Source organism: Flavobacterium ponti, from assembly GCF_042652765.1.
Classification (GTDB): Bacteria; Bacteroidota; Bacteroidia; order Flavobacteriales; family Flavobacteriaceae; genus Flavobacterium; species Flavobacterium ponti.
In genome coordinates this window covers 107,437-132,820 of record NZ_JBHSGW010000002.1, presented here as the reverse complement: position 1 = coordinate 132,820, position 25,384 = coordinate 107,437, and the positions used below count along the sequence as shown (strand labels likewise).

Sequence of the window (25,384 nt, the reverse complement as noted above, 5' to 3'; positions counted from 1 at the left end):
ATTTGAGTTTGGTTTCACAAATTACAAATTATTTAGTAATACTAACAATGACAGCAAAAAAGAAATACATTTTAGTGATAAATCCAATTTCGGGTGATTTAGATAAGTCTGAGATTTCTGAACAAACAATTGCCTTTGCTCAAAATTTAAATATTGAGATTGTTATTTATGAAACTTCAGGAAAAGATGATGAAAGTAAAATCAATGCATTGTTTCAAGAAATTAAACCAGAAAGAATCCTAATTGCAGGTGGTGATGGAACTATAAAAATGGTTGGTGAAGCACTCGAAAATGAAGATGTGGTTTTCGGAATTATTCCAGCTGGTTCAGCAAATGGTTTGGCTATTGATTTGAATTTGCCTACAGTTTTGGAAGAAAATATAAAAGTGGCTCTTCAAAATGACTATATTGAAATTGATATGGTCGAAATCAATAAAAAGAAAAGTTTGCATTTAAGTGATATTGGTTTGAATGCTTTATTAGTAAAAAATTATGAAAATGGTTCCATTAGAGGAAAATTAGGATATGCTTTAAAAGTGGTTCCTACTTTAAATGAGTCAGAAGAACCTTTTGAAACGATAATAGAATTTGAAGGTAAAAAAATTACTTGTGAAGCTCAAATGATTGTTATTGCCAATTCTCAAAAGTATGGAACTGGTGTAACCATAAATCCTTATGGCTTAATTAATGATGGGAAATTTGAAATAATTGTTATCAAGAGTGTTGATTTTTTGACTATTGGTAAAATTGTTACAGGAAATGTTTCAGATGAAACGGAAGAAGTTACTACTTATTCCACAAATGAAGCAATTATAACAACATCAAGAAAGATTAGTTTTCAAATTGATGGTGAATATTTTGGGGAAGAAGACCGATTGGAAATATCTATTTTGCCAAGTCAAATGAAAATTGCTGTTGTGTAGTTTTACTTAAATGGATGACGTTGATTCCAAACGGTTTTAGGTTCTAAAAAGACAAATAATCGTGCAATAATAAAATCAATTACTTTGTTGGAATGTTTTATAAAACCAAACATATCTTCTGGTTTTGAGCCAACTGAACTCTTTATTTCTAAAGCTGTTCTAGCAAATAAGATTTCTTTAAACTCTTTTTTTATGGAGTAAGCTATCATATCATACAACATGTTTAAATACAGCATTTTTTCACGTTGAATAGCATCATCATAACCTAGAAAATAGGTGTCCATTACCTCTCTATTTTTAACTAAAGTATTGAAGCCAATCATTTTTTCATCTAAAAAATACCCATAAAATAAAAAGTCGTCATCAAGCAATTTTTTTAATTCACAAAAATGATTTTCAGCTAAAAAAAAAGTGTTAAAAGGAGCATTTTTTGCTACATGATGATATAATTCATTAATTGTTTCTTCATGTTCTTTGATTTCTTCGCAAGACAATTTCTTTTTTTTTATATCTAAAATTTTCTTTCTAGCTCGTTTGAATTGATCTCTATATTTTTTACTTAATGCATTGATGTAATCTTGCTCTGTTTTCCAATCTTCAGAAATATCAAAAACCATATTAGGTTGAGTTGTAAATTTGTAATAATCTTTTAAAGCAGGAATTATTTCGTCAGAAGTTTCAGTGTCAAAATCTTTGAAAACTGTTAAATGAACTTTTGTTTTTTTATTTTTAAATTCAATTTTTAAATCTTCAACCGCTAATTTCAAAACATTAATCATTTCTACATTTGAAATTTCATTAGAAACTACATAAGCATTTTGACCAGTAAGCATATTATTGCCCACAAACAAAACATGTGAAGAATAATTTTTGAACACAAAATTTCGAATAGAAGTTTTTAAACAATTGTCTCTTTCACCAAAAGATTCAAGCAAATTTAAATTTAAAAATTGTGTCAAAGCTATCCCTACGAGAGCTTCATTTTTAAAAACTCCTATGAAATGGCATTGCATATTTAACGGTGCTGATTTTTCCAAAACCATTAAATAACTTTTGGAAAGAAATATATTTTCTTGAGCCATTAAATCCCATTCATCAGGAAGACTTTTTGTGGAATTGTAAATTTTAAACGTTTTAATAACTTTTTCTTTTTTTCAAATATAAAACAACCTTTTCATTTCATTTCTATTTTAAGGATTATTTAATAATTCTTAATTCTTTGTTGAGTTTTCTTTACGGTTTAACCGTAATTTATAGAAAACTGCATTCAAAATTTACGGTTTTACCGCATATTTTTGATGAATTCGTAATTTTTTATGATTTTTATATTTCTAATAACTTAATCTCTTGTATTTTAGCTGTATCAATAACCCCAAATTTATTGTATCATGAGAATTAATAACTTACTATTAGCGTTTCTTTTAGTTTCAAGCTCAATTTTTGCTTCAATTTCTGATAAAGAAAAACAAGCTTTAATTGCTTTTAATCAATCAACAAACGGACAAAATTGGACTACAAAATGGAATTTAAACCAACCAGTTGAAACTTGGTATGGTGTGACAATTAAAAACAATAAAGTAGTTTCAATTTCTTTAGTTTCAAATAACTTAGAGGGAAAAATTGATGGTTCAATTAAAGATTTAATGTATTTAGAAACTTTTAATGTTTTTAAAAACAAGCTAAATGGAGAAGTGCCTTCTGAAATTTTTAATTTGACAAATCTTAAAAATCTTAACTTATCATTCAATTCTTTTTCTGGAAAATTGCCAAGTAATGTTGGAAATGCAAAATCATTAATAAGTTTAGAAATATTCATGAACCAACTTTCGGGTCAATTGCCTGAATCGATTGGTGAATTACAAAATCTTGAGCTTTTATCTTTGTTTAATAATAGTTTAACTGGTGAATTACCTCAAGGGTTATTTAGGTTAAATAATTTGAAAGAATTGTTATTAAATAGTAATTCTTTAAGTGGTGAATTAAATGCAAATGTTGCCAACTTAACAAAACTTGAAAACTTAAGTTTGTTTGATAACAAGTTAAGCGGAACAATACCTTCTTTAGAAAAATTAACGAAGCTTAATGCATTAAATTTATCATTAAATAATTTTAGAGATTTTGAAGATTCTTCACTAGTTAGTCTAGATAGATTTAAATTACAAATGTATAAAGGTAATAGTAAAGAAAAAGTTCAATTAGGAGAAAAAGCAACACCAATTATCGTTGCAAATAAAAGTATAAAAGAAAATCCTGTTACTTTGTCAATTAAAGAGTAGTTATTTAATTTTTAATTTAAAAAAAAAAGGAAGTGTTTTTATAATACTTCCCTTTTTTTATTTCAATATTATTTCCATCCGCAAATAATAGCTCCCATTACAGTCATAACAACAACCCAATATCCAGCAGTTACTAATATGTATTTCCAAGATTTTTGTTCAAAAAGTGCATTTGTAGCCACAATTGGTAGAGCCAAAAATAAACCTGCAATAAAACCGTGAAGAGCACCATGATGAAAGCTTCTAAACTTTTCACCGTGAACTTGTAAAAAGGCAATTAAAGCTTCATCATTTGCATTTCCACCTGCTAATTGCATAGCACCAATTTGGTGAATAGTAATAGTTGGTATCATAAAAGCAAAGATTAAAGCAAAAACAAACGTAAGACCAAAAATTTTAGCCATATTTCCTTGTTTGGCTTTTTCTTCGGTCATTCCAATTTCGTTCATCCAAATGGTTCCAAATACTTTTGGGTTGTACCAAATAAATCCAACTAAAAAACTTGATAAGGCTGCTACTAAAATAGCTAAGTAATTCATTTCCATGATTAAATATATTTTATTGGTTAGTGTGTCAAATATAGAAAATATAATAATGCTATAAACAATTGTTAATTTTTAAGCATAAAAAAAACCATCAATAGATGATGGTTTATATATAGTTTTTTTGAGCTTTATTATACAGCAGCAACTAATTTGCTTGAACTTCTGTATAAAAAGTTAGTGTAAATGTGTCTTCTTGCAAAACGACTTGGAGATTCTGCATTTACCATTTTGATATAAGTGTTTCTTGGAACTCCAAAATATTCAAATTTTGAACCATCTAAAAACTGAATGTATAAAACAGTATTATCCATATAAAAATCCTCTATGTTGAAGTTTTTTATAGTGTTTTCGTACTCTTCTTTTACTTTTTCTTGCGTTTCAGGAGCAATACTAACTAAAAAGTGATAAGCTTCAATTACATTTTTACTTCTTTCTTCTGCAATTAATCTTTCATCTGCATCTGCAATAGTATCAGGATGATCTTCCTTCATATTGTTTCTGTAGATTGTTTTTAACTCTTTAAGAGTAACGTTTTTATCTACGTTTAATAATTTTCTGTACTCAGCAATTTTTTTAGTATTCATAGTAAAGCAATAAAAAAAGTCGTTTTTAATTAAATGACTTTCAGGTTTTTATTCAAATTGGGTGCAAATGTAGTTTAATATTTTTATAATTTATAATAAATGTGATTTTTTAATCTTTAACAAAGAATTTTATAACTTATTAAAACAAAAAAAACTCCAATTTTTCAATTGGAGTTTCTTAGTAGCGGGAACAGGACTCGAACCTGTGACAATTCTTAGTTTATAATCAATACTTTACAAAGAATTAATTTTTATGTATGCCTAAAAGTATGCCTTGACCACAATTTCAATACCACATTAAATAAGGTTAATCCTTAATTACTCTGCAAAAGTAATAAATGTTTTTTAATGAATCTTGGTTTACCATAAATTATAATAATTTGTTTTCTTTTAGGTATATAAGTAGTTAAATATACTATTCTCCATATTTTATATTTTCTGTTAAATTCATCTATTATAATATTTTTTGAAGAATTAATTACCAAAAATTGATTAATACTATCAAACTGTTCTTTGTTAGAATATTTTATTTTGATAATTACTGCTGTTAAATAATCTGCATTAAAAATTAGTTCAGTTCTATGTGTAATTAAGTTCAGAAAATAATTTAATTTTTTTCCTATATAAATGTAACTATGATAACCTTCTAATCTATCATCAACAGCATCTAATTCAAACTGCCAGTTTTCATGTTGCCTGTCAATTTTAAATGGTAAATTAAGTTGTTTCATTTTGATTTAATGTATAAAAAAACCACCATAATGGTGGCTCTTTTTTTTATTTTAAGTTATTTTACTATATGTTTTATTTAATTGAAAAGGCAACTATCAATAAAATTATTGCTAAACCAATGTGTTGAAATGTTTTTATTTTAAGTCTTCTGTTTGTATATATTACACCTTTAGGATAAAATATAAATGCTATCACTGGTGCAATTAAAAAAGAGAATAGTGTATTAATAATAATTATTAAAATCCAATTAATACTTAATGCTTGAAAAATTGGTATTAAAGCTAGAATTATACTACTAAAAAGAGCTAATCCTGATAATGTAGAGTTATCTAATGGATGACCATTAGTAACTTGAAAAGAATATGCTTTGTCAGGATTGAACTCTTCCATTCTTTTAAACCTTCTAATGGTATCTTTATAAATACCAGATGGTATGTGTAATAGAATAGCTGAAATTATAAATATAAATGTTGACATAAAAACTCAATTATTGTATTAAAACCAAAGTCTAAATATTGTTATTTTATTAGGATTGCTTTTTTCCCAACCTAAAGAATGTCCATATGCAAATGCAGGTTTGCCATTAATCAATGTTACTTCAATTTCTGAATTGGAACCTCTAACTAAATTAGGGAAAAAGGTCATTACTTTATAGCCATCTTTATCAGTTTTATAATTAATTTCTAATTTGTAGATAAGAATTATTTCTTTATCCGGTAATGTTATCTCTATGCTACCACCATCTATAAAATTAATGCTTTCAACAAAAGCATTTTCTGTTGTTTGACTCCAGTTATTTTTTTGAACATCAACCAAAACTTCTGTTTTTGACACATTATATTCTTGAGAATAGATTGTGATATTAGATATTAGAGTTAAAATAAGTATTAATTTTTTCATGTATTTATTATAAGATTAATTGATTAGTTTTTACAAATATACATTGTTATCAAAATTGATAACAATATTTTTATCAAATATGACAACTTTTGAATAGAAATAATCAAGAGTTGAACAAAAAGGATTTTCAAATAGCATTAGGTAATAGAATAAGGCAGTTGAGAGAAGCTAAAAACATCTCTCAAACTGAATTAGGAAACCTATGTGAAATTGATAGGTCTAATATGAATAGAATTGAGTCAGGAAATACAAACCCATCAAGTTATTTGCTTTATCAAATTGCTCAAAAATTAGATATTGAGGCTTCAGAATTATTGAACTTTAAACCACTTCTGAAATAAGTTTTGGCTATTAATACTATCTGTCATTAAATCAAGTAATTTAATTTTAGTTGAATTTGAATGTATAGAGCATATTCACATTCTTAATCATTATAAAATACCAAGAAAATTAAAGAGATATAATTCTTAAAAGTCACATTTTTTCCAAAAGCTATATATAGAAAAATAAAAAATGTGCTTTTTTTTATAAAATCCCATCTTGACTAAAACTAAAGAAACTGTTTTTACTTATGATAAAATGGTCTATCAAAGTTATATCTATCAAATCACAAGACTCTTTTAATTTCTTGGTAATTTTTCTATCAGCTTCAGAGGGTTTCATATTTCCACTTGGATGGTTATGAGCTAATATAATACCTGATGCATTACATTTTAAAGCAACACTTAATATTATTCTAACATCTACCACAGTTCCTGAAATGCCCCCTTTTGATAGGTTATAAATACCCAATACAAAGTTTGCTCTATTAACTAATATGACTTTACACTCTTCTTGAAATTCAATAATATCTAAATCCCATTTTGATAAGATAAATTCAAATGTCTCTTTGCAATTTACAAGTTTAATCTTATCAACTTGATTAGTTGAATATGAAACTTTTATTTCTGCTATTTCCATAGTTTTAAAAAAAAATAAAAAACCTGCTCTATTTATAAGAGAACAGGTTTTCAAGTTATTAGGCATCTATTAATTCATCTTTTTCATTCATTGAAAATGTTTCAACAGATGGCTTTAAATTTTCATAGAAAGGCTCTTGTGGTTTATTCATTTTTGGTGCTTCATGAACATAAACATATCTATGAGATAAATTAAGAACTTCTCCTGTTTCCTTGTTTATGTACTCATAAGGTTCACATTCCTCTCTAATAATTTCTCCTTGCATTTGAGTTCCAATAAGAGCATTACATGTTTCTTCATCAAATGTTGCTGGAATAAATGCTTTTTTTGCAGTTGCATAATATCTGCCTGTGGCTTTGCTTTGAATCATTTCAATACCACCTTGAGCTTCTAAAACAAAAAAGATTTTACCCTCTTCTGTTTGTCTTTCTTTAAAATTAATAATTGTTACCATTACTCTGAGTTTTTGAGTTTTGAATTGAATTATTTCAATACTTATTTATCATAAATAAATTCAGCTATCACCTTGAAAACACCTTAATCAACAAGTATTGATGCAATGACCATCATTGCTAAGTATGAGTGAGGGTTTTTAAGGTAGTTGCTTATGTGAAATATTTAAAATAGACTGTTTTATATTCACAAACATTTGAAAAACTACCAGGAATTAAAAGAATCATATTTTGTTTGATTCCTGGTGTTTTACAACTTTAAACAGAAATTTGTTTTCATCAATCTTTGTGATAAAATTTATCTTTCAAAAAAATCTACATTTTAATTATCCTGGTCAAAAAAAGTCCATTGATGTAACTTGGACAGGGGGAGTTTTCTTTCAGAACAAGTGGGGGTGCTTTTGTTAGGGTAGTTTGTGTGTGTAAAATTTTTAAAAAAAATTTTTAAAAAAAACTATCTTTACATAAATATTGAACAGAATGAGTAGGTTTGAAAAAGTTTTAGCTGAAGAAATAGAAATAGTTGAGAATAGTTAATATTTGAATATGGAAAATATACTTGATTTAAAAACAGTAAACGATTTACAAGAATTTAGATTTTTAATACCATCTTACCAAAGAGGTTATAGATGGAGCTCTAATCAAATTAAAGATTTATTAAATGATATTTATGAATTTAAACCTAAAGAAGTTCAAAATTCAGATAATAAAACTTGGTATTGTCTTCAACCAGTAGTAGTTAAAAAGATTGATGATACATATTTTGAGGTAATAGATGGTCAACAAAGATTAACTTCAATTTATATAATTCTATTTTATTTAAATCAACAATATGCCGATGACTTTAAACAAAAACTATTTAAACTTGAATACGAAACCAGAAAAGATTCAGAAACTTTTTTAGTTGAATTAAATAACACAACTAACCATAATAATATTGATTATTTCTACATTAGTGAAGCATATAAGACAGTTAGAGAATGGTTTTTAGAAAAAGGTAACTCTTTTAATAGAAATGAATTTGAATCTAATTTTAAATTTAATACACGCGTAATATGGTATGAAAGTACTGAAGAAGATTCTGTTGCAATTTTTACAAGAATTAATATTGGTAAAATTCCATTAACAAATTCTGAACTTATAAAAGCATTGTTTTTGAATAGCTCAAACTTTATTGATAAAAATGAAAAACTACGATTAAGACAATTAGAAATAGCATCAGAATGGGATAATATTGAGCAAACATTACAAAAAGATAAGATTTGGTATTTCTTAACAGAAAATAAAAAATCAACAAATAGAATAGAATTTATTTTTGAACTTATGAATGATGAAAATGACGGTAATGATTTATATTCTACTTTCAGATTTTTTCAAAAAAAATTAAAAAACAAAAATGAAAAATTAATCAATGAGTTCTGGCTTCAAATTAAGAGAAGATATCAAATTTTTTGTGAATGGTATGAAGAAAGAGAATTGTATCATAAGATAGGTTATTTAATTTGTGTTGGATTTACTGATATAAAAACCTTGTATGAGTACAACAATTCAATGACAAAGTCTGAATTTAAATTAAAATTAGATGAGTTAATTAAGAGTAGCGTAAAGAACATTAAATTGAATGAATTACAATACGATGACAAAGATGATGTCAAAAGAATTCTTTTATTATACAATATTGTCACCATGCTTAAAACTACAAAAGACAATTCATATTTTCCTTTTGACTCATTTAAAAAAGATAATTGGGATATTGAACACATTACTTCAGTTAAGTCAGAAATGCCAGATAAAGGCAGAGAGGAATGGTTAAAAGATGCTAAAATATTTATCGACCCTGAAATAGACAAAAAAGATAAACTCAAAAATAAAATAGATAATTTTAATGATTTTAAGGACAATGATTTATTCAAAGAAATTTATGATGAAATAATTTTACACTTCAATAGTAATTTAAAAGATAGTGATGTAAATGACATTTCTAATTTAACACTATTAGACTCAAGTACCAATAGAGGATATAAAAATGCAGTTTTTCCTATAAAAAGAAAAACCATTATAAATAGAGATAAGGAAGGTGTGTTTATTCCTTTATGTACAAAAAATGTGTTTTTAAAATATTTTAGTGAATACCCTCCTAAAATATCATTTTGGACAGAAGAAGATAGAGAGAATTATGAGAAAGATTTAGAAAAAACATTATCAGAATTTTTAAACTAATTTTATGGAAAATAATAGTGAATACAAGTTATTAAGCTTTCTAGAACTTTTAAAAAAAGAAGAAAAAATTGAAATTCCAATAATTCAAAGAGACTATGCACAAGGTAGAAAAGAAAGTGGAGAAGTTAGAGCTAATTTTTTAAATGCACTATATGAATGTATTGTTGAGGATAATGATTTAAGATTAGATTTTATTTATGGAAGCATTGTAGATGGCAACTTCCAACCACTTGATGGACAACAAAGATTAACAACACTTTTTTTGATGCATTGGTATGCAGCAACGAAGGATAATTGTAATGAAGATATCTTTTTAAGTTTGTCTAAATTCAGTTATGAAACTAGAATTACTTCAAGGGAATTTTGTAATGCACTTACAAATAATAAAATTAAAATTGAAGAATCAGATAAAATTAGTGATAAGATTCAAGATGAAAAGTGGTTTTTTCTTTCATGGAAAAATGACCCAACTATTGATGCTATGTTAAGGACTATAGATGATATTCATGAAAAATTTTACAACATCGAGAACTTATGGACTAAACTTTCTAATGGTAAAATTTTAAATTTTTATTATGTTGAATTAGAAAACATTGGGCTTACTGATGATTTATATATAAAAATGAATGCAAGAGGTAAATTACTTTCTTCATTTGAAAATTTTAAAGCTAGTTTCGAAAAGTATATCAATGAAAATAATTGGGAAGAAAATGTAAATGATTTAGACAAGTTTGCTTTAAAAATTGACACCAAATGGACTGATTATTTTTGGAATAATTTTAGAAAAAATGATAATATAGATAATTCATTAATGAGATTCATTTCTACAATTTCAATGATTAGAATGTCAATTGAAAAAAAAATACCTAACAGAACCTCTGTACTTTCAATTCTCCATGATGATTCAAATAAATTAAAACCAAGCTATTTTTCAGAAGATGGATTTAATTATCTATTTGATTGTTTTAAACTTTATTGTGAAAATAACCAAAATAATGACTTACAGCTAGATTTTCCTTTATGGAGACATAAACCTGAAAAAGATTTGTTAAATGAAATCGTGTACATAGATAAAGAAGCTTCTTATACTCAAAAAGCGCTCTTCTTTGCTCAAACCGAATACTTATTAATGAATAATGAGTTTAATGAAAATAAGTATAAAAATTGGATGAGAGTAATCAGAAATATAGTTTCACGCGGAAATATTGAAAAAGGAGGAAAAAGACCTGACATTTTAAGAAGCCCAGAAACTTTTGATGGTTGTATAAATCTAATTTCTGAATTATCTAAGGGTTCTGGAGATATCTATAACTATTTAATAAATAATAACAAATTAAATTCTCAATTTGCAAGAGAACAAATTGAAGAAGAAAGAAAAAAAGCACATCTTATTTTATATGATGATTCCTTCAAAAAGACAATATTTAATTTAGAGGATTGTTCTCTTTTTAAAGGTAGAATTCAGTTTGTATTTGAATGTCTAGACTATAATGAAAATTTATTAACATTTAATATAGAAAAAGCAGATAAAATTTATAAAATCATAAAAGATTATTTTGACAATGACAACTCTGACAAAATATCAAATGAAATAAGAAGAGCTTTATTTACAATAGAAATTGAGGGGATATATGAATTTTATACATATTGGTGGTCATATTGGAATATTGGTAATGCACATAAAAGATGTTTAATTGAAAACTTTAGAGAACTAGAATATTACATATATAATACAGAAAATTCTAATTACTTAAAAAAACTTATTCAAAAAATGTTGGATGATAGTTTGTCAAACATAATAGATAAATTTATCCCTCCAACTGATATGCCAAATTGGAAAATACGATTAATAAAAGAACAAAATCTTTTAAACAATTATAATAAATCAAATTATATTGCAATCCCAGATGATAACTCATGTTGTTTTCTACTTAATAGTAAAAGACCAAGAGAAATGAGTGGATGTTACAAAATTGATTAGATAAAAACCCAGCTTTTAGCTGGGTTTCCTTTTAACTCAAAAACCAATGGTAATCTCCATTACCAATTAGTACTTTCTGAATGCCTTGTGTAAAATCAAATGCATTCACATTTCTGTCAAGAAATGTATCAATATAGCTGCTTTTATTGGCTTGTGTGAAGAGATTGTATACATTCCATAAGTTTATATCACCCTGCTCATTTCTACTAAAACTAGCATCTTCATAATAGTCTTTTGTTAATGAGTTTATATGTCCATCAGTAAAGTTTAGATTTGGAATAATAGATTTTTCATTTTTTGGTAAATGTTGATATAATCTTGTTCTCCCAATCAATTGAGCAAATTGATTTTCAGTAAGTGAATGTTGAGCTAATTCTTTCATTCCTATCAAATGCTTTTCAGCATTATAATTTTGAATAACTTCTAGAATTTTACTTTGTAATTCTTGGTATGAAGTGACTTTCATATCATCTACAAAACCATCACTCCAAACACATAAATTGCAACAAACTTTATTTTGAAATCCAATAAAGAATTTGAATTTTTCAAATGATTTCTTATTATACAAATTTTCCAAATTATAGCTTCTAACACCACCAATTGTAAGGGCAATTTCATTCCCATTAATGTTATCTCTAATACTTGGAATCCTAATAATAAATGCCATTCTCTCAAAATATTGAGTTTTTTCATGGTCTAGTAAATCTTTCACATTTTTATGAATTGCTTCAGGTATTCTACCTTTAATTTGATGGGAAACTCTAATTTCAGGCTTGTCAATAATATGATTTGGAAATACTCTAGTAACACATTCTTGTGCTATTTCTATAAACTCTTGATGAGCAATAGTTCTTTCATTATCTTTTGAAAATACTGGTATTACACAATCATTTTTCAAATTGATTAATTCTAGTTCATGTGTGTTAGCTTCTATAAAAGGTTTGTTAGGGAATTTAGATATAGTATTGTTCCCACTATCTAAAATACCAGGATTTGTTAAAATATTATTACTGTTTTCAATAGTAGATACTTGTTGTACTGTTTGTAATTTAAAGGTATCTTGGTTTGTTCTTGGTTCAATGATGAATGTTTCCATTTGTTGCAAAGTTTTTAGGGTTTAATAATACTTCTTTTGAGTTTATGGTATCTTTTTGGAGTTTGAAATCATATTCCAATAATTCTCTCCAATTACTATATTGGTTATATAATACTTTCAATTCATCAACTGTTTTGGTGGCTTTGATTTTCTCTCTTGCATCTTTAAGATTAGTTCCACTATTGCACCAATCTAAAATTTTCTTTCCTGTATGGGAGTTTATTACAAATTCTGGTTTACCCATAAATAAACCTGTTCTGTCTTTACTTGATACAGCAAAATGTTTTATATCAACATCAAACACCAAAGTAAATTCAAAATCAATACCATCTCTTTGAACAGCTTTTAATCCTACCTTTTCAGGAATAAACTTTCCATCTTTCTGGTTTAATACATAATCTTGTTTAGTTCTCATTGTAGCAATTACATGAGTATCACATTGTAGAATTTTATCAATAAATAATTTTTCTAATGGTTTGATTTTTGCCCAATTAGTAAATGAGTTTCCTGCTAAAGAACTGTGATAGTCAAGTAAATATTCCCAATTATGAGAAATACTATCAATTATAATAACTTCCATTCCAGCTTTTTCACATACATCAATAGCTTTGATGTAATTTTCTGGTGTAAATGGTGGAGCTAATGTTAGCACATTATAATCTCCTAAATGAGCATATAAATCAGCACTTCCATTTTCTGTATCTATAATGGCTACTTTGCTAAAATCTCCATTAGTTAAACCTTGACCAAGAAGTAAACTTGAATAAGTTTTTCCTGAACCTGCTGAACCTTGAAGAGCCATTTTTATCTTTGCCTTCTTCCTTTCTGAATGTCTTAATTGCATAAGTTGTAATTTTTAAGTTGTTTACTATTTTTAATTTTCCTGGTATTTTTACATACAAAAAAAGCCAACCTCAAAATGAGATTGGCTTGAAAAAAATGCACAGATTTTCTTTTACATTATATAATAAAAAGAAAAATTGTGCATTTATAATATTGCATCAGGTATTCTGTAATACAATAAATTTATTTTTAATGATTCAATATTTTTTCTCTCCACATCTTTATAAAATCTAATCCTTGTTCCAGAAAAAGTTATTTGAATGTCTATTGCAGCTTTAGTGAAAAAAGTATTAAATAAAAGAGTATAAAAAGTGTCCACTTTTTTATTATCATCAGTAGTTGTAAAAGTATCTTTAAATGAAATGATTTCTTCTTTTAAAATTAAATCTGATGAAAACATATTTTCTAAATCTGAAATCATTTTTTCTTTTTTGAATTTCGATTTAAATAAAGTATTTGGTTCTTTAGATAAAATCATGTGTTTTTTATGGGGTTTTATATTTTTTTCCATTATATCAATATATTCATTCCATTTTTTGTAGTGAAGTATTTTTAAAACTGTATCATTTGACAATTTGTAGTTATCATTATAGGTAGTTTTTGCAAAAGTATCATCTCCTATTTTTAATAATGGAATATTAGAAAATTTAATGCAGGATTGAAAATATATCTTGCTTAAAGTTTTACCCATTTCTATTGAGCCCATATTTTGTAAACCTTCAAATCCCTCTTCTGTGCCATGTTGAACAGTCAAGTACATTAATGCTCTTTTTAAATGCCTTTTAACTGAAATGTTTGCTTTTTCATCCTCAATATAAATTTCTTTATTTTCTAAGAAATCAAGTATGTTTTTCAGTATTTCATATTCTGAATAATAGCTATGAAAGACTTCATCTAATTCATCATCAGGATTTCCAAATATTGTACAGAAAGCAAAATCTTTATAAATTTCATATGCAGTTCCATATAGATTTCCATCTTCAATAAAAATCTTGTTATCATTTAATATTTCATTTAGTGTGCAGTTTAAAAATTGATTTGTAATTGCAGCAAAAAATGTATAAGTGGCTAAATCTCCATCAAAAAATTTATTTGTTAGATATTTTTCTCCTTTTTCTAAAATGAATCTCTCCAAAGATGGATATTGTAAAGTATTCATTCCTGGTCTATCAGTTTTATTGATTTTGATTGTAGCAGAATTATTTAAACTCACTAATTTATCATAGACTCTTATTAATAATTCTCTTTGATTATTAATGTTTGAATATTTTACTTCATTGCCAAATGAATATTCATCAAAGTAATTTAAAATTTTCTCATTGATTAATTGGCTATAAGGTAATGATTCATTGTGAATTTTATAAGGAGTTGGCATCACTATGTAAATTTCACCAACATTTCTCTGTCTTGCTAAAGTTTGAATTAAAGCATTTATACCAGAAGAAAATATACCTCTGTTAATGTTTTCATTTATTGGTAGTCTTTTAGGCAAAACAACTATCAATGTGTGATTTTCTTTAGTTATATTGACACCTGTTGTAAAATTAGTACCAACATTAACCAATTCTTTGTCATATCTTTTATCTGATTTTTTACTAAAATCAAATATGTCTTTATAGCATAAATTTAACTCATCTTTTATTGGATAAAGGAGACCATTTGGCTTTAATAATAGTTTTATTTGCTTTTTTGAATAAATAATTAAGTCAAAATTTTTCTTTTCCTTTATCAGTTCTTTAGTCAGCTTCTTTAAGTGAGAGTTGTTTGAAATAGCTTTATAGTCATTAAAAATCAGATTTAATTTACTCTGTCTTTCCTTTGCCTTAAGTCTTTTTGCTTCAATTATGCTGATTTTTCTATTTGTAAATTCAGATAGGTACTTTATTACCTCTTTAGATGCTTCATTAAAAGTTGCACTAACAATAAAAATCTTAAAAATTAATTCTTGGAAGCTCCATAAACTATAAATATATTCTTCCTTGAAATTTTGAATTCCATCATGTATTTCATCAAAAATAACAACGATTTTTTTGTCATTTTGGATACAGAAAAGTTTTAATTTATCAAAGTATTTTGTTCTTATTTCAGATTGTTTTAAATTATTTTCACCAGGGTTTCTCAAAAAACTATTGATAGTCATTATGTGAATTTTAAAATCAGAAATATTAGAATCGTCATTAACTAAAAGACTATCATTGAAATCTTGTGTGTTTAAAAAGTTATATTTTTTTATTCTTTCTATATTGAAAATTTCACTCTGATTTATCCCTCTTTCTATGCAATCATCTTCATACTGTTTTATGAGAGTATTAAATGGTACAGCAATTATAACTATGTATTTATCAGATTTGGAATAATCTATTACTTTGTCTATTAAAGCTTTTGATTTTCCTTGACCTACTCCTGCATTAATAACAACAGTATTTCCAATATTATATTCACTTTCAAGAATGGGAAGTAATTCATCACTAATGAACCCCTCATTATTTGGGCTTATATGAGTGATGGTTGATTCATAAAAAGGTGATTCAAAATCACTTGGTATGATTTTTTTAAATTCAATTGGAATACTTATTAAATCTTCTTCAGTAAACTTCATTCTATAATAAATTAACTATGCTGTAAAAATAGTACAACATAGTTAATTTGTTATTACTTATTTAATTTTTTACTCAAATTAGAAACATGTTCACTCACTTTTTTCTGTACTACTTTAGCATAATGTTCTTGGGTTGTAGATATTTTTGAATGTCCTAACAATTCAGAAACAATTTCCATTGGTACATCATTATAGAGTAGGATAGTAGTTGCAAAAGTTTTTCTTGCAATATGATGAGTTAGTTTCTTTTCAATACCCACAATTACTGCAATCTCTTTAATATAGGAGTTAAATTTTTGGTTGCTAATAATGGGTAGTATATTTTTACTTTCTTGGTATTTCTTCAATATTAAAATAGCTTTAGGAAGTAATGGAACAGATAATTGTTTCTTTGTTTTTTGTCTATAAATTTCAATCCAAAGCTTATTATCAAACTTTTTGACAATATTCTTTTTTTTTAAAGTTGACATTTCTTGATATGGTAAACCAGTATAGCAACAGAAGATAAATAAGTCTCTAACTTGGTCTAGTCTAGGTTGATAAAAGACATGGTTTTCTAATTTTGAAAGCTCTTCTGGAGTTAAATAAACCACATTGTTGATTACTTTTTTGGGTTTGTATTGAATGAATGGGTCTGTAGTTAAAAATCCCTCTGAAATGGCTAATTTGATAATTTTTTTTACCCTTTGAATACTCTTGTTAATAGTTATTTGCTTGAAGTTTTTTTCAGTTTTTAGATAATAATCAAAGTCATGTAAAAATTTCAAAGTAATATCTTCAAGCAAAATATTCTTTTTCTTATTCTGGTGCATAATGAAGTCTTCAACTTGTTGTTTTGCTTCAATAAATTTGGAGTATGTGGCTTTTTTGTACTCTATATTAATTAAGGATTCCATTTTAGTATTGTGTAGTGTAAATACTTCCATCAAAGTTTTAGCTGTCTTTATATCATCTCCTTTGTATTTGAGATAAATATCCTCAACATCAAATTGTTTTTTTTGAATTTTTAAAAATAAAAAAGCCTGATTAATTTCATTTTTAATCAGGCTTAATTCAGTATTTATTTGTGAATCCTCATCATCTATTGGAATATCTTCTTGAAGAGTATTACTCCATTTAGCAGGGTCAATAAATATTCCAGTTGAAAATGGCTTTCTCTTTCCTTGAAAAGTAATTCTACATATCAATGGAGCTAATCCTTTTTTATTTTTTCTGGTAGCAGAAATTACAAATAATATTTTAAGTTTTTGTGTTGTCATGATTGGTATTAATTAAGAAAATGGATTAAAAAAAACATGCAACCCATCAAAAAGTGAGTTGCAACCCAAATGTTAGCCTTTTTGCAACCCAATTTTAAAAAGTTGCAACCCTAATAGTATGCCTTGTGATATTAAAATTTGAAATGTAGTTGATGCACAAATTTTAAAAGAAGTGTTGATTTTACTGAAAAGTTTAAAACAAAAAAAAACTCCAATTTTCAATTGGAGTTTCTTAGTAGCGGGAACAGGACTCGAACCTGTGACCTTCGGGTTATGAGCCCGACGAGCTGCCTACTGCTCTATCCCGCGATGTACGGTTTGTAATTTCAATATTTACTTAGTAGCGGGAACAGGACTCGAACCTGTGACCTTCGGGTTATGAGCCCGACGAGCTGCCTACTGCTCTATCCCGCGATTTGTGAGTGCAAAAGTACAATGATTATTTGAATAAACAAACCTTTTTTAAAATAATGTTTTATTTCTTCTATTCGAACGATATGATTACCTTTGCCGAAAGAAATTGATTAAGATGGAACACAAAGCTGGTTTTGTAAATATTATTGGGAATCCAAATGTTGGTAAGTCAACGCTAATGAATGCATTGGTGGGAGAACGTTTGTCTATTATAACTAGTAAAGCGCAAACAACTCGTCACCGTATTCTAGGAATTGTTAATGGAGATGATTTTCAAATTATTTTTTCAGATACTCCTGGAATTATCAAACCTGCTTATGAATTACAAAGTTCAATGATGAATTTTGTAAAAAGTGCTTTTGAAGATGCTGATGTTTTAATCTATATGGTTGAAATAGGAGAGAAGGACTTAAAAGATGAAGCTTTTTTCAATAAAATTATTCATTCAAAAATTCCTGTTTTATTGTTGTTGAACAAAATTGATAAATCCAATCAAGAACAATTAGAAGAGCAAGTTGATTTTTGGAAAGAGAAAGTGCCAAATGCAACTGTAATTCCAATTTCAGCTTTAGAAAATTTTAACGTAGAGACTGTTTTTAATACGATAAAAGAATTATTACCAGTTTCTCCAGCTTATTATCCAAAAGATGCTTTAACAGACAAGCCGGAACGTTTCTTTGTAAATGAAACTATCCGTGAAAAAATTCTATTAAATTACGATAAAGAAATTCCTTATGCAGTGGAAATTGAAACAGAAGAATTTATTGAAGATGAAAAAATTATAAGAATTCGATCTGTAATTATGGTAGAAAGAGATACTCAAAAAGGAATTATAATCGGACACAAAGGTGGAGCTTTGAAAAAAGTTGGAGTGCAGTCTCGTGCTGATTTAGAGAAATTCTTTGGAAAACAAATTCATATCGAATTGTATGTGAAAGTTAATAAAGATTGGAGAAGTAGTGAATACCAACTGAGACGTTTTGGATATAATCAAAAATAAAATTATAAATAAATTAAAAATTAACAACTCTTTGCATCAATGCTTCTAAATTATGCATTTGAGGTTGGCATTTTTTTCGATTTATTCTAGCTTGAAAATACAAAGCAAACCAAAAAATAACCATCAATCCCATTATAACAAAACCTAAAGTTGTGGATTGTTTTAATCTCCAATGAGAATAGGCTATCATGGCAAAGATTAAAAAGATTCCTGCAATGATAAAGTGAAGAAACATAAAAAATGTCCAAACGGTTTGATCTGGCCCATATAACCCTTTTACATTAGTAGTTTTATCATCGTTCTCTGTTAATTCTATATGTAGATGAGGAGAATAGTATTTTCGTTTAGTCAATGTGATGAAGAAAAAAATATGATGATCTGAAATTTTTATGCGATAATCTTCTTTCACTTCCTCTTTTATTTGAGTTGCGTTTTCAATTATCTCCTGAATAGATTTAGTTACATCTAAACTAAATCTAGGTCTTAAAGCAATAGAATTATCCAGTTCCATATAATTTTGATTTCATAATTGTTTGAACCAAATTACATAAAAAAAATAAATTACAACCTCTTTAAAAGATTTTCTTTAACGCCATTTAACCATTCATTTTTGAGAATACTTAGAACTATGCTGTCACGTCTTTCTCCATTAGGTTTGATGAAATTTTTTCTTAAAACACCTTCTTCTATACAACCAATACTTTTCATAGCAGCAATACTTTTTTTATTTGCATAATCAGCTCTAAACTCAACACGTTCCATATTCATTTTTTCAAAAGCAAATTCTAGTAACAGGTATTTACAATTTTTATTTAAACCTGTGCCTTGGTAATCTTTACCATACCAAGTAAAACCCAGCTGTAGTGATTTATTGGTAAGTTGAATATCATAAAAACGAGTACTTCCTGCGTATGAATTTGTTTTTTTGTCAAAAACAATAAAAGGATATGAATTTTCTTTTTCCCTATTAGTAATGGCTGTATCAATATAGGTTTTCAGACCTTCAACACCAGAGCCTTTTTGCAAGGAATATTCCCATAATTCAGGTTCGTTTAGAGCAAAATCAAGAAGGTTTTCAAAATCTGAGTATTTTAATGGTCTTATTGATACTCTTTCGTTTTCGAGCAGCTTTTTTTCTTTAAAATTAAAATCCATTTCTAGCTTATGACTTTATTGTATAATTTTTCCAATTCTCTCATTTGAGAAATTCCCTTGCTTCTGTTTAAACGGGCAATAAAATAAAGTAAAAACCAAATAATGGTCATAGAAAACATAATCATCAAATCAAACTTGAAAGATTGATTTAGTATCCATTTAGAATAAACAATTACCATAAAAATTAAGAAAACTGAAGCAACAACAAAGTGTAAAAACATAAATATGGCCCATAAGACAGGGTCAGGTCCATAAGTTCCTTTGATAAAAGTATTACCGTCTTCCATTTTTTCTAAGGTAATTTTTAAATTAGGAGAATGTTTTTCTCTTTTAAGCATTCCAATAGAAAATCGAATATAATGTTCAGATATTTTTATTTTATAGTCAGGCTCTACTTTGTTTTTGAGCTCTTCGCAACTTTCCAAAATAGCTTCAACAGGTTTTGAAACTACTTTATCAAATCTAAATCTTAATTTTAACTCTTTATGGTGTTCCATAAAACGAATTTGTTTTGGTAATACTAAATTACAACTTATTTTATTAACGCAAAAGTATTATTTTATAGTATAAGTAAAGGTTAGTTAAAAAAACGTACTTTTGCACTTTCAAATATAAGTTATGAGATCTTCACTACTAGTAGTTTGTGACACAAACCCAAATAAGTAAAAAGAAGATACCATTTATTACTTATAAAATAAATTTTACATAAATGAATAATATTGTTGCCATTGTTGGAAGACCAAATGTAGGTAAATCAACTTTTTTTAACCGATTGATACAGCGTAGAGAAGCGATTGTAGATTCTGTTAGTGGTGTTACACGTGATAGAAATTACGGAAAAAGTGAATGGAATGGAAAAGAATTTTCTGTAATAGATACTGGTGGATACATTAAAGGTTCTGATGATATTTTTGAAGCTGAAATTAGAAAGCAAGTAGAATTAGCCATTGATGAGGCTGATGCTATTATCTTTGTGGTTGATGTGGAAGAAGGAATTACTCCAATGGATGATGAAGTGGCTAAATTGCTAAGAAAAGTAACAAAACCAGTATTGTTAGTTGTTAATAAAGTAGACAATGCAATGCGAACTAATGATGCTTTAGAATTTTATAATTTAGGATTAGGAGAATATTTTGCTATTTCTGGAATGACAGGAAGTGGAACAGGTGAGTTGTTAGACGAATTAGTTAACGTTTTACCTGAAATGCCAGAAGTTACTGAAGAAGTAGATCCATTACCACGTTTTTGTGTGGTTGGAAGACCTAATGCTGGAAAATCATCTTTTATCAATGCATTAATTGGTGAAGATAGGTTTGTGGTAACTGATATTGCTGGAACAACTCGTGATGCAATTGATACTAAATACAATCGTTTTGGATTTGAATTTAATTTAGTAGATACAGCAGGAATCAGACGTAAAGCTAAAGTCAAAGAAGATTTGGAGTTTTATTCAGTTATGCGTTCAGTGAGAGCTATTGAAAATAGTGATGTTTGTATCTTAATGATTGATGCAACTCGTGGATTTGAAGGTCAAGATCAAAGTATTTTTTGGTTAGCAGAAAAAAATAGAAAAGGAATTGTAATTCTTGTAAATAAATGGGATTTAGTTGAAAAAGATACCATGTCAACTAGAGATTATGAAAGAAAAATTAGAGAAGAATTACAACCTTTTACAGATGTGCCAATTCTTTTCGTTTCAGCTTTAAACAAGCAACGTTTAATTAAAGCATTAGAGGTAGCTGTTAATGTTTTTGAAAATAGAAAACATAGAATTCCAACCTCTAAATTTAATGATACAATGTTGCCGATTATTGAACATAATCCACCACCAGCATTAAAAGGGAAATATGTTAAAATTAAGTATTGTATGCAATTACCAACACCAACACCACAGTTTGTGTTTTTCTGTAATTTGCCTCAATACGTAAAAGATCCTTACAAGCGTTTTATTGAAAATAAATTAAGGGAAGAGTTTAATTTTGAAGGAGTTCCAATCGAAATTTACTTCAGACAAAAATAAAATATAAGCATCCAATCGGGTGCTTTTTTTATAAAGTCTTGTTAAAATTTCCGTAAGAATTTTTCTATTTACACAATAAATTTTTTCTTTGCCAGTTAATACAAAAAACAATCATCAATCAAATTTTTATGTTTAAAAAAATTACGTTTCTTGCTACTTTGTTGTTAGCTAGTATCAGTTTTGGTCAAAACACCTTTCAACTTTCAGGAAAAATCATTGACAACACTTCAAAAGCTCCTTTAGAATCTGCTACGATTTATTTAACAAGTGTAAAAGATTCAACAATTATTGATTATACAATTTCTGATAAAAGCGGAAATTTTTCTTTAAAATCAAGAAAAACAGAATCCCCAGTTAATTTTAAAATTTCTTATAATAGTTTTAAAAATTATAACAAAAAGTTAGATAATATCTTAGCTGATAAAAATTTTGGAGTAATCGAGTTATTTGAACAAACGGCACAATTAGATGCTGTCATAGTAAAAGGGGAAATTCCACCCATTAAAATTAAAACAGATACTTTAGAGTTTAATGCAGGTTCGTTTAAAGTAACACCTGATGCAAATGTTGAAGCTTTGTTAAAACAATTACCTGGAGTAGAAATTGATGATGAAGGAAAAATAACAGTAAATGGAAAAGAAGTAAATAATATTTTAGTTAACGGAAAGCCTTTCTTTGGTAAAGATGGAAAAATAGCGACTCAAAACTTACCAGCAGAAATGATTGATAAAGTTCAAGTTACTGATACAAAAACAAAATCCGAAGAAATATCAGGTAGAGCAGCGAGTTCTAATGAAAGTACTATTAACTTAACCATTCAAGAAGATAAAAACAAAGGATTGTTTGGTAAAGCTACTCTTGGTTATGGCTCAGATAAACGATATGAATCTAGTTTGTTGTTTAATTATTTTAAAGATACTCAAAAAATTAGTGTTTTAGGATCTTCTAATAATATAAACTCAGTTGGATTTTCAATGAATGAAATTTTTGATAATATGGGTGGTGGTCGAAACACTTCTGTTTGGTCAAATGGAGATGGTGCTTTTAATATCAATGGAATGCAGTTTGGTGGTGGAAATGGAATTACTCGTTCAAATTTAGTTGGAATTAATTATGCAGATGAATGGTTAAATAAAAAAATAGATCCAAACTTTAGTTATTATTTAAATACAGCTATTACAGAAAATAAAAATAGAACCAAAAGAACTAACCTTTTACCAACAGGAACAACAAAAACAGATGCAGAGTCTTCTTTCAAAAATGATGTAGTAGGTCATAATTTTTCTTCTGAATTTGAAATTAAAATAGACAGCACTTCAACTTTGTATTTAAGTCCTTCTTTTGCTAAAAGTGATGCAAAAAATAGAAGTACAAGTTTTTCAAAATCTTTTGATGAAAGTGATGAGTTGTTAAATGAAACAAACGGTTCTAACTTTAGTCAGACTGATAATAATAAATTTAGCAACAATTTATACTTCAACAAAAGTTTTAAGAAAAAGGGTAGATCTATAAGTCTTGATATTGACAATGAACATGTAAATAATGAAAACACTTTAAACACAATAACCAATACTATTTTTTACCAATCAGGAAATGCCAACGATAGTCGAAATCAAAACATTTTTAACAAAGAAATAAATAATAATGTTCGAGTTGAATTAGGGTATAGTGAACCTATTAATGATTCGTTGACTTTTAATTTTCAAAATTATTATGATTTCAAAAAAGGTACAGATTCTCGAAACACTTTTAATTTTAATGAATCTACTAATCAATATGATACTTTCAATGGATTATTGTCCAATACTATTGATTCAAAAAACAACACTTTTGGAAGTTCAGTTGGATTACAATTGAGTAAAAAGAAGATTAGAGGAAGTTTAGCTGTAGGAGCAGATTTTTTAAATTATGACAATCAATCTGATTATTTAGGAACTATCACAAAACTAAAAGACAACTACGTTTATCCAAAAGTAAATGGTTATGTGAGTTATACATTGGCTAAGTCAAAGTCTATTTATGCTAATTTTAATTATGAAGCTTCTTTGCCTTCTGCAAATCAATTGTTGCCTTTTGAAAACTTAGCAAATCCATTAAATACAATAATTGGTAATGCTAATTTAAAGCCAACAGAACGTTATAGAGTCTATACCAATTTCAATAATTATGATTATGCTACACGTTCAGGTTTTTATGCTTATTTAGGTGGAAATGTAAATGCTAATGAAGTAGTGAGTTCTACGGTTTATGACAACGATTTTAAAGCCATAACTACTTACGAAAACGTAGATAGATCGTATAGTGCTTTCACTGGTTTTAGTGTGAATAAATCGTATAAAAAAGAGAAAAGAACTATTAAGTACGGTTATGGAATTTGGGTAAATTATAACTTCAGTCAAGGGTTAACAAATGCTGCTTTATACGAATCAAAAGCATTGCAATTAAATCCTAGAGTCAACTTTTCATATATAATTCAAGATAAAATAACGATTTCACCATCTTATCGTTATTCTTATAATATTTCTCGTTTTGATAATTATATTATTGATAAAACAGATAATTTCAGACACAGTTTCAAATTAGAAACGACAAGTTATTGGCCTAAGAATTTTGTTTTAGGAAATGATTTTGGATACAATTACAATTCAAATATTACAGGTGGATTTCAAAAAGATTTTTATTTATGGAATGTTAGTTTAGGCTATAATTTCTTTAAAGATCAACTGTTAGCCAAAGTAAAAGTGTATGATTTATTAAATCAAAATGTTAATGCAACTAGAACAATTACACCAACAGCAATTACGGATGCTGAGAATACAGTTTTACAGCAATATGTGATGTTTTCTTTAACATACAAATTAGAGAAGTTTGGAGGAAAGAAAAAGGATTCAAGAGCAATGTTTTGGGATTAAATTTGAATTAATAGAAGATAAAAAACTCGTTTCATGTTATTGAAACGAGTTTTTTATTTATTCTAATTTTATTTTTAATTATAAACGAATAAGAATTCCTTTTTCATTAGAATTTTCTAAATCATTTGTGTTAGTTTTTCTAAAAGTAATTTTTTCTTTATTACAAATGTTGATTTCAAATATTGTTGCTCCTAAATTTTTAATAGCTGAATAACTTCCTATATATAATGAATCACCTTGTTGATTAAGTTCTTTTATTGGATAGCGATTTTTCTTAAATACTAAATCATTACAAATTAGTAATACTTTTTCTTTATTTAAATGAACAATTTTAAATTTCCCTTCTCTTTTTGTTCCATTTAAATTTTTATAAGTGTAACTGTTATTATCAGTGTCAAATTCATATATAGAACCGTTTGCTGAATTAATTTTGTATTTCCCTTTCTCAATAAAAGAAGATTTGCAGCTTATTACAATAGTACAAATTAGAAGTAGGAATATTTTTCGCATAAT

At 27.0% G+C, this 25,384-nt stretch carries 24 protein-coding genes and 2 tRNA genes; 8 read left to right on the top strand and 18 right to left on the bottom strand.

Going from position 1 to position 25,384, the window contains the following annotated elements; all coding sequences use genetic code 11:
• Positions 1–47: 47 nt before the first annotated feature.
• Positions 48–923, top strand: coding sequence for a diacylglycerol/lipid kinase family protein (locus tag ACFO3U_RS03165; protein ID WP_379738284.1), 876 nt, complete (start codon positions 48–50; stop codon positions 921–923).
• A 2-nt stretch (positions 924–925) separates the two neighbouring features.
• Here ACFO3U_RS03165 and ACFO3U_RS03160 read toward each other — a convergent pair whose 3' ends face one another.
• The gene (locus tag ACFO3U_RS03160) at positions 926–1,936 is read right to left on the bottom strand and encodes an 8-amino-7-oxononanoate synthase (protein WP_379738283.1); all 1,011 of its coding nucleotides are present in this window, start codon (positions 1,934–1,936) and stop codon (positions 926–928) included.
• Between the two features lie 375 nt (positions 1,937–2,311).
• Here ACFO3U_RS03160 and ACFO3U_RS03155 point away from each other — a divergent pair, with 375 nt between their 5' ends.
• A complete protein-coding gene (locus ACFO3U_RS03155; protein WP_379738282.1) occupies positions 2,312–3,199 on the top strand; it encodes a leucine-rich repeat domain-containing protein in 888 nt (295 codons plus the stop codon).
• Between the two features lie 68 nt (positions 3,200–3,267).
• On the opposite strand, the gene ACFO3U_RS03150 is transcribed toward ACFO3U_RS03155, so the two are convergent.
• From ACFO3U_RS03150 to ACFO3U_RS03130, 5 genes are all read right to left on the bottom strand, one after another.
• The gene (locus tag ACFO3U_RS03150) at positions 3,268–3,744 is read right to left on the bottom strand and encodes a DUF1761 domain-containing protein (protein ID WP_379738281.1); all 477 of its coding nucleotides are present in this window, start codon (positions 3,742–3,744) and stop codon (positions 3,268–3,270) included.
• A 131-nt stretch (positions 3,745–3,875) separates the two neighbouring features.
• Complete coding sequence (locus ACFO3U_RS03145) at positions 3,876–4,328, bottom strand: KTSC domain-containing protein (RefSeq protein ID WP_379738280.1); 453 nt, start codon at positions 4,326–4,328, stop codon at positions 3,876–3,878.
• 314 nt (positions 4,329–4,642) lie between these two features.
• Positions 4,643–5,059 (bottom strand): hypothetical protein, encoded by a 417-nt coding sequence (locus tag ACFO3U_RS03140; RefSeq protein WP_379738279.1) that lies wholly within the window; start codon positions 5,057–5,059, stop codon positions 4,643–4,645.
• A 73-nt stretch (positions 5,060–5,132) separates the two neighbouring features.
• A complete protein-coding gene (locus ACFO3U_RS03135) occupies positions 5,133–5,537 on the bottom strand; it encodes a hypothetical protein (protein ID WP_379738278.1) in 405 nt (134 codons plus the stop codon).
• A gap of 18 nt (positions 5,538–5,555) precedes the next feature.
• Positions 5,556–5,960, bottom strand: coding sequence for a hypothetical protein (locus ACFO3U_RS03130; RefSeq protein WP_379738277.1), 405 nt, complete (start codon positions 5,958–5,960; stop codon positions 5,556–5,558).
• A gap of 89 nt (positions 5,961–6,049) precedes the next feature.
• Between ACFO3U_RS03130 and ACFO3U_RS03125 the strand changes: the two genes are divergently transcribed.
• Positions 6,050–6,301: a helix-turn-helix domain-containing protein gene (locus tag ACFO3U_RS03125; RefSeq protein WP_379738276.1), complete on the top strand. Its 252-nt coding sequence runs from the start codon at positions 6,050–6,052 to the stop codon at positions 6,299–6,301.
• 184 nt (positions 6,302–6,485) lie between these two features.
• On the opposite strand, the gene ACFO3U_RS03120 is transcribed toward ACFO3U_RS03125, so the two are convergent.
• On the bottom strand, positions 6,486–6,920 hold the full coding sequence (locus ACFO3U_RS03120) for a JAB domain-containing protein (protein ID WP_379738275.1): 435 nt from the start codon (positions 6,918–6,920) through the stop codon (positions 6,486–6,488).
• A gap of 58 nt (positions 6,921–6,978) precedes the next feature.
• Entirely contained in the window at positions 6,979–7,374 is a 396-nt protein-coding gene (locus ACFO3U_RS03115; RefSeq protein WP_379738274.1) for a hypothetical protein, read from the bottom strand.
• A 544-nt stretch (positions 7,375–7,918) separates the two neighbouring features.
• Between ACFO3U_RS03115 and ACFO3U_RS03110 the strand changes: the two genes are divergently transcribed.
• Positions 7,919–9,592, top strand: coding sequence for a DUF262 domain-containing protein (locus ACFO3U_RS03110; RefSeq protein WP_379738273.1), 1,674 nt, complete (start codon positions 7,919–7,921; stop codon positions 9,590–9,592).
• Between the two features lie 4 nt (positions 9,593–9,596).
• Positions 9,597–11,573 carry a DUF262 domain-containing protein gene (locus tag ACFO3U_RS03105; protein WP_379738272.1) on the top strand — a complete coding sequence of 659 codons (1,977 nt, stop codon included), beginning with the start codon at positions 9,597–9,599 and terminating at the stop codon, positions 11,571–11,573.
• A 31-nt stretch (positions 11,574–11,604) separates the two neighbouring features.
• On the opposite strand, the gene ACFO3U_RS03100 is transcribed toward ACFO3U_RS03105, so the two are convergent.
• The 6 genes from ACFO3U_RS03100 to ACFO3U_RS03075 all read right to left on the bottom strand — a co-directional run bounded on the left by ACFO3U_RS03100 (position 11,605) and on the right by ACFO3U_RS03075 (position 17,784).
• Positions 11,605–12,669 (bottom strand): DUF3871 family protein, encoded by a 1,065-nt coding sequence (locus ACFO3U_RS03100; protein ID WP_379738271.1) that lies wholly within the window; start codon positions 12,667–12,669, stop codon positions 11,605–11,607.
• Positions 12,650–13,513, bottom strand: a complete 864-nt coding sequence (locus ACFO3U_RS03095; RefSeq protein WP_379738270.1) for an AAA family ATPase — start codon at positions 13,511–13,513, stop codon at positions 12,650–12,652. Before ACFO3U_RS03095 ends, ACFO3U_RS03100 begins: the two co-directional genes overlap by 20 nt.
• A gap of 144 nt (positions 13,514–13,657) precedes the next feature.
• Positions 13,658–16,111: a DEAD/DEAH box helicase family protein gene (locus ACFO3U_RS03090; protein WP_379738269.1), complete on the bottom strand. Its 2,454-nt coding sequence runs from the start codon at positions 16,109–16,111 to the stop codon at positions 13,658–13,660.
• Positions 16,112–16,164: 53 nt separating this feature from the next.
• Positions 16,165–17,370: a site-specific integrase gene (locus ACFO3U_RS03085; RefSeq protein ID WP_379738268.1), complete on the bottom strand. Its 1,206-nt coding sequence runs from the start codon at positions 17,368–17,370 to the stop codon at positions 16,165–16,167.
• A gap of 236 nt (positions 17,371–17,606) precedes the next feature.
• Positions 17,607–17,679, bottom strand: a tRNA-Met gene (locus ACFO3U_RS03080).
• A gap of 32 nt (positions 17,680–17,711) precedes the next feature.
• Positions 17,712–17,784 (bottom strand) — tRNA-Met (locus tag ACFO3U_RS03075).
• A 115-nt stretch (positions 17,785–17,899) separates the two neighbouring features.
• Here ACFO3U_RS03075 and era point away from each other — a divergent pair.
• The gene (era, locus tag ACFO3U_RS03070) at positions 17,900–18,784 is read left to right on the top strand and encodes a GTPase Era (protein ID WP_379738267.1); all 885 of its coding nucleotides are present in this window, start codon (positions 17,900–17,902) and stop codon (positions 18,782–18,784) included.
• A 13-nt stretch (positions 18,785–18,797) separates the two neighbouring features.
• Here the strand turns inward: era and ACFO3U_RS03065 are convergent, their stop codons facing one another.
• Genes ACFO3U_RS03065 through ACFO3U_RS03055 form a run of 3 tightly spaced genes read right to left on the bottom strand, consistent with a single transcriptional unit; the run spans position 18,798 to position 20,436 of the window.
• Entirely contained in the window at positions 18,798–19,295 is a 498-nt protein-coding gene (locus tag ACFO3U_RS03065) for a hypothetical protein (RefSeq protein ID WP_379738266.1), read from the bottom strand.
• A 50-nt stretch (positions 19,296–19,345) separates the two neighbouring features.
• Entirely contained in the window at positions 19,346–19,939 is a 594-nt protein-coding gene (locus ACFO3U_RS03060; protein WP_379738265.1) for a GNAT family N-acetyltransferase, read from the bottom strand.
• 2 nt (positions 19,940–19,941) lie between these two features.
• A complete protein-coding gene (locus ACFO3U_RS03055) occupies positions 19,942–20,436 on the bottom strand; it encodes a hypothetical protein (RefSeq protein ID WP_379738264.1) in 495 nt (164 codons plus the stop codon).
• Between the two features lie 212 nt (positions 20,437–20,648).
• On the opposite strand from ACFO3U_RS03055, the gene der reads away from it, so the two are divergent.
• Together der and ACFO3U_RS03045 are read left to right on the top strand one after the other, a co-directional pair.
• The gene (gene der / locus ACFO3U_RS03050; RefSeq protein ID WP_338376294.1) at positions 20,649–21,959 is read left to right on the top strand and encodes a ribosome biogenesis GTPase Der; all 1,311 of its coding nucleotides are present in this window, start codon (positions 20,649–20,651) and stop codon (positions 21,957–21,959) included.
• A gap of 128 nt (positions 21,960–22,087) precedes the next feature.
• Complete coding sequence (locus ACFO3U_RS03045; RefSeq protein WP_379738263.1) at positions 22,088–24,871, top strand: outer membrane beta-barrel protein; 2,784 nt, start codon at positions 22,088–22,090, stop codon at positions 24,869–24,871.
• Between the two features lie 78 nt (positions 24,872–24,949).
• On the opposite strand, the gene ACFO3U_RS03040 is transcribed toward ACFO3U_RS03045, so the two are convergent.
• Complete coding sequence (locus ACFO3U_RS03040; RefSeq protein ID WP_379738262.1) at positions 24,950–25,381, bottom strand: hypothetical protein; 432 nt, start codon at positions 25,379–25,381, stop codon at positions 24,950–24,952.
• Positions 25,382–25,384 lie beyond the last annotated feature (3 nt).

What these genes read in the sequence shown, in the direction of transcription:
- ACFO3U_RS03160 (WP_379738283.1), bottom strand. Translation starts at nt 1,936, where the DNA reads ATGCAATGCCATTTCATAGGAGTTTTTAAAAATGAAGCTCTCGTAGGG.
- ACFO3U_RS03085 (WP_379738268.1), bottom strand. Translation starts at nt 17,370, where the DNA reads ATGACAACACAAAAACTTAAAATATTATTTGTAATTTCTGCTACCAGA.
- ACFO3U_RS03140 (WP_379738279.1), bottom strand. Translation starts at nt 5,059, where the DNA reads ATGAAACAACTTAATTTACCATTTAAAATTGACAGGCAACATGAAAAC.
- ACFO3U_RS03115 (WP_379738274.1), bottom strand. Translation starts at nt 7,374, where the DNA reads ATGGTAACAATTATTAATTTTAAAGAAAGACAAACAGAAGAGGGTAAA.
- der (WP_338376294.1), top strand. Translation starts at nt 20,649, where the DNA reads ATGAATAATATTGTTGCCATTGTTGGAAGACCAAATGTAGGTAAATCA.
- ACFO3U_RS03155 (WP_379738282.1), top strand. Translation starts at nt 2,312, where the DNA reads ATGAGAATTAATAACTTACTATTAGCGTTTCTTTTAGTTTCAAGCTCA.
- ACFO3U_RS03130 (WP_379738277.1), bottom strand. Translation starts at nt 5,960, where the DNA reads ATGAAAAAATTAATACTTATTTTAACTCTAATATCTAATATCACAATC.
- era (WP_379738267.1), top strand. Translation starts at nt 17,900, where the DNA reads ATGGAACACAAAGCTGGTTTTGTAAATATTATTGGGAATCCAAATGTT.
- ACFO3U_RS03090 (WP_379738269.1), bottom strand. Translation starts at nt 16,111, where the DNA reads ATGAAGTTTACTGAAGAAGATTTAATAAGTATTCCAATTGAATTTAAA.
- ACFO3U_RS03100 (WP_379738271.1), bottom strand. Translation starts at nt 12,669, where the DNA reads ATGGAAACATTCATCATTGAACCAAGAACAAACCAAGATACCTTTAAA.
- ACFO3U_RS03055 (WP_379738264.1), bottom strand. Translation starts at nt 20,436, where the DNA reads ATGGAACACCATAAAGAGTTAAAATTAAGATTTAGATTTGATAAAGTA.
- ACFO3U_RS03045 (WP_379738263.1), top strand. Translation starts at nt 22,088, where the DNA reads ATGTTTAAAAAAATTACGTTTCTTGCTACTTTGTTGTTAGCTAGTATC.
- ACFO3U_RS03040 (WP_379738262.1), bottom strand. Translation starts at nt 25,381, where the DNA reads ATGCGAAAAATATTCCTACTTCTAATTTGTACTATTGTAATAAGCTGC.
- ACFO3U_RS03065 (WP_379738266.1), bottom strand. Translation starts at nt 19,295, where the DNA reads ATGGAACTGGATAATTCTATTGCTTTAAGACCTAGATTTAGTTTAGAT.
- ACFO3U_RS03120 (WP_379738275.1), bottom strand. Translation starts at nt 6,920, where the DNA reads ATGGAAATAGCAGAAATAAAAGTTTCATATTCAACTAATCAAGTTGAT.
- ACFO3U_RS03105 (WP_379738272.1), top strand. Translation starts at nt 9,597, where the DNA reads ATGGAAAATAATAGTGAATACAAGTTATTAAGCTTTCTAGAACTTTTA.
- ACFO3U_RS03145 (WP_379738280.1), bottom strand. Translation starts at nt 4,328, where the DNA reads ATGAATACTAAAAAAATTGCTGAGTACAGAAAATTATTAAACGTAGAT.
- ACFO3U_RS03060 (WP_379738265.1), bottom strand. Translation starts at nt 19,939, where the DNA reads ATGGATTTTAATTTTAAAGAAAAAAAGCTGCTCGAAAACGAAAGAGTA.
- ACFO3U_RS03165 (WP_379738284.1), top strand. Translation starts at nt 48, where the DNA reads ATGACAGCAAAAAAGAAATACATTTTAGTGATAAATCCAATTTCGGGT.
- ACFO3U_RS03150 (WP_379738281.1), bottom strand. Translation starts at nt 3,744, where the DNA reads ATGGAAATGAATTACTTAGCTATTTTAGTAGCAGCCTTATCAAGTTTT.
- ACFO3U_RS03135 (WP_379738278.1), bottom strand. Translation starts at nt 5,537, where the DNA reads ATGTCAACATTTATATTTATAATTTCAGCTATTCTATTACACATACCA.
- ACFO3U_RS03095 (WP_379738270.1), bottom strand. Translation starts at nt 13,513, where the DNA reads ATGCAATTAAGACATTCAGAAAGGAAGAAGGCAAAGATAAAAATGGCT.
- ACFO3U_RS03110 (WP_379738273.1), top strand. Translation starts at nt 7,919, where the DNA reads ATGGAAAATATACTTGATTTAAAAACAGTAAACGATTTACAAGAATTT.